Raw genomic sequence first — 3,243 nt, forward strand, 5'->3', positions numbered from 1 at the left:
AAAAAAGTTGGTAACCATAACTCATGTTAATCATGTCCTCGTGCAACCACACTGGCGATCACACGAGGAGCTGCTCAAGCAGCAAGTCTCTTAAACTCCCCAACACCTAAACTCCTTCTCTATGCTCGCTACGCGAGCATTAGAGCAAATTTTATCAAAGGGCGAAAGCTCTTTTTTTGGGCAAAAACCTTTTCAAAAAAGTTATCCACAAAGTGTTTGATAACAATTTGGTAGAACCTATGACAACAATTTGGCAAGCACTAAAAAGCGGACGATGTTAATTGGGTAAAGTCGTTTAATTCTTGCACAATCTTATGATAAAGAAATTGGCAAGAAGTATGATGGTAAAAAATTAAACTACAACAACCTACCAAAGAGGTTACTATGACTAAATGCAATTTTACGCAAACAGCCCCCGGCTGTCATGAATTTACTGATAAAACCCTGCCGCAATACAATTTTGCTTTGCAGCCTTACCCTTATTTCCGGCAAATCCAGTGGCATTGGCGGGAGCCATTAACCATTGTGCCAGACTCAGCTTCCCGCTGTTATCCAGAAGCCGCGCCCCATTTTGAGCCGCCCATTCAGATGGTTTTGCTCGGCCAGCAAGATGACCATATTCAACTGGCTTTGTATGCCTTGCCCCATTTGCGATTTGGTTATACTCAGCCGCTTAATCGACGTTGGCGTGAGGCTATTACTGCACTTTAACCTTTTTCCCTGTCTGACACGTAAGCCTTGATAAGCACTAGCCTGTAGCGATTGTGTCAGACAACTTTTTTAAAATGCACATCACTGTCTGACGGCGGCAAACCAATAGCCATGTACTATCCCTTAGCATTCGTCAGATGCGTAGGGTGTGACAACAAAAACACACTAGGCGAAGCCGAAAGCGGGAAACTTCATCCATTGAAATCAAGCCAAACAACCCCACTCAGCCAACCTAACAAAACCCAGTTGAAAAAGCCCTGAATCAGGGCTGAGTTTGAAGGTTCTAAAAGTCAGGGGTGTCCCCACTCAGTGGTTCGATGATGGAATATAAAAACGCCCTCAAACTGAGGGCGAGATGGGAGGTGCTGTAGATTAATTTTCGAGTTGGGAAGACTTCTTTTTTGCTTCATTTCGTCGACGATCTAATTCGGTTAAGGATATTGAACTTAAGTCTGTCGCTCCATTTGACGAAACAAACACCATCAGTTTTATGTTTTGCTTCACATCAATCACCTCAAACTCAAATCCTTCACTTGTTTTGTTTACCTCCATTGGCGGCAAAAGTTCTGAATCAAATTTTAAAGGTATTTCTGCTTTCTTTATTTTCTTTTTAGCGAGCTTCGTCGCTTTTTCTCGTGTAATTTTCACAGGCTCAGCAGTACAAGAAAATACAGCCAAAAGTAATACGAATACGAGTCTCTTAAATATCAATACCATGGCTCTATTTTTCCTTTACTTTGAATTTCACGGCTTCCAATAAATTTCATATTATAAGGTTTTTCTGGGAGCCAAGAGCCCATAACAGTCAGAATTTCAGCAGGGGCAGATCTCCACCTTTCGTTAAAGTTCTCTGCTGGGTCAAAGTCATATAGATTATCTGCTGCGCTCAGAGTTCCACTAAATGTATAAGACATATTGCTTATAGTTAACGTTCCTTGAAGCAATAATTTAACATTTCCTATCGCTAAATAGTTATCAAATCCAGGACCTTTATAGTTCATAGAGTCTTCAACAAAGTACTCGCCATCAACACCATCAAATCCTGCAATATGAATCAAATTAGCTACCTTTTTGAACTGCTCTGGGGTGACACCTTGAGTTCTAAGCATCTTAAAAGCTACTTCAACTTCTTTTTGACTACCCCCAATATAATGAAATAAAGCTTTAAACCCTCCTAAGTTTTCAGCCTCTTTTTGAGGCTTAGTTCCTGTAATAACGGCCTTCCCTTTCGATGCAATCATGCTTTGTTTTACGGGGAATTGACCACCACTTGAATAATCAACTTCATCGGCGGCTCTTGTCTGACTGGTGCATTAACTTTTCTCAGTAGACATCCAATCAACACCTTTTAACCAAAATTTCTTCATTAAGAAATATGCTATTAATACTGAAGGCACAAAGTTTAGAGCATATGAAAAATAAATATCAATAGTATCTTCAGTTTCTAACATCACAAATACTAATACAGTTAACATTAACAACCCTGAATATGCTTTGCCAATAATGAGATCTTTTAACTCTATTTTTCTAGCTTTTGTTCTTAATGACACAACAATAGTAAATAACCAAAGCTCAAAAGCACATTTATATAGCATGAAATATAAAGCAAGAGCTACAAGAGACAAAGGCCCTTTAAGGTAGACATCTATAGACAATATCCAGTTTAATAAGAAAACCAAACACAATAATGTAATGCTTTCCACCAGAAGCAAAACTAAACAAAACCCAATTAACTTAATACTTTTCATTTTTACTTCCTCGCAAACTGATCGTCAATCAGTCCTATGGCTAGGTTTAATCTGTGTTGTTGATTATCAAATCTAAAATTTTGATTAGGATACAAACGGTCTAAAACTCTAATAGAGTTGGAGACATAGCCGGGGCTGACCCCGCCAACAGCTCTATCAAACCAACCATTAAACCTTTCATTAATATTGTTAACAATTGAGCTACGACTTGAAGGACTAAACATACTTAAGGAGTGATTAAATACCCTCTGAGCAACCTGTTGTTCAAACCCAGCCATTTCTATTGCTAGCTGCTTTCCCCTGAGACCTTCGAGACCTTTGATCGAGCCAGTGTTTTTTATATCTAAATAGTTCTGAAAATTATATTGCGACAAACGATAGCTAGCATCTTGAATAACAAACATGGCATTCACTGAACCTGAACCACCGTTAGGCAATAACGCTAACATACCTGTTCCACCTTCAAAGCCAAGGGCAATAGCTTCAACTTGATCCGCAGCTAATAAAAACCATTCACCAGCTCCACTTTGTCCAGCGTCTATCAACTCGTTTCCTATACGACGGTATTCTTTAAAACGTTTCGAAGGGTCTAAGAACTTTGAAGCCATTGCCTTAGCTTCATCAGATATTGGGCCAAAATTATCTGCGGCACTTGCACCAATGCTACCTTGAGTGGTGCTCAACCCATCACCCACATTATCCTTATCATTCACTCCCTGTTCAACTTTATCAGCCGTCTTAGCCTTTTCACCTAGACCAGTGTTTCCGTTATTTTCTGGTTCAC

5 protein-coding genes are annotated in these 3,243 nt (G+C 39.5%); 1 reads left to right on the forward strand and 4 read right to left on the reverse strand.

Features of this window, described 5'->3' with window-relative positions; translation table 11 throughout:
* Window positions 1-384: 384 nt before the first annotated feature.
* Window positions 385-711: a hypothetical protein gene (locus ABVT42_RS21815; RefSeq protein ID WP_353898072.1), complete on the forward strand. Its 327-nt coding sequence runs from the start codon at window positions 385-387 to the stop codon at window positions 709-711.
* Window positions 712-1,083: 372 nt separating this feature from the next.
* Here the strand turns inward: ABVT42_RS21815 and ABVT42_RS21820 are convergent, their stop codons facing one another.
* From ABVT42_RS21820 to ABVT42_RS21835, 4 genes are all read right to left on the reverse strand, one after another.
* Window positions 1,084-1,428, reverse strand: a complete 345-nt coding sequence (locus ABVT42_RS21820) for a hypothetical protein (RefSeq protein WP_353898071.1) — start codon at window positions 1,426-1,428, stop codon at window positions 1,084-1,086.
* Window positions 1,419-1,952, reverse strand: a complete 534-nt coding sequence (locus ABVT42_RS21825; protein ID WP_353898070.1) for a hypothetical protein — start codon at window positions 1,950-1,952, stop codon at window positions 1,419-1,421. The genes ABVT42_RS21820 and ABVT42_RS21825 overlap by 10 nt, the downstream gene beginning before the upstream one ends.
* A gap of 72 nt (window positions 1,953-2,024) precedes the next feature.
* Window positions 2,025-2,459, reverse strand: coding sequence for a hypothetical protein (locus ABVT42_RS21830; RefSeq protein WP_353898069.1), 435 nt, complete (start codon window positions 2,457-2,459; stop codon window positions 2,025-2,027).
* A 2-nt stretch (window positions 2,460-2,461) separates the two neighbouring features.
* Window positions 2,462-3,243 (reverse strand): hypothetical protein (locus ABVT42_RS21835; protein WP_367024450.1); only part of this gene is annotated, 782 nt, incomplete at its 5' end.

This window comes from Aliikangiella maris (genome assembly GCF_040719265.1).
Lineage (GTDB): Bacteria > Pseudomonadota > Gammaproteobacteria > Enterobacterales > Kangiellaceae > Aliikangiella > Aliikangiella maris.